1 protein-coding gene is annotated in these 264 nt (G+C 68.9%); it reads left to right on the top strand.

The window, feature by feature from the left end; genetic code table 11:
• Positions 1-2: 2 nt before the first annotated feature.
• The coding region (locus ACLQ26_RS33070; RefSeq protein WP_425748281.1) for a C39 family peptidase at positions 3-264 on the top strand (262 nt) is incomplete at its 3' end.

Here is a 264-nt window from a genome sequence, read left to right as displayed (position 1 = left end):
CCATCGCCGGCCCCGTCACCGCCGCCTACGCCGCCTCGGACGCCAAGCCCACCACCCAGACCCAGACCGACCGCAAGGGTCACGGCGAGCGGGAACTGGGCGTGCGCTACGAGGCCCAGCCCAACTTCTACTACTGCGGCCCCGCCGCCACCCGCAACGCCCTCAGCGTCCAGGGCAAGAACATCAACGTCGACGACATGGCCAAGGAGATGGGCACCACCGAGGCCGGCACCAACAGCATCAACGACATCACCCCGGTCCTGA

This window comes from Micromonospora sp. DT43 (assembly GCF_049841645.1).
Taxonomy (GTDB): domain Bacteria; phylum Actinomycetota; class Actinomycetes; order Mycobacteriales; family Micromonosporaceae; genus Micromonospora.
Note: the sequence above shows the minus strand (reverse complement) of the source record. Positions and strands in the feature narration are given on the sequence as shown.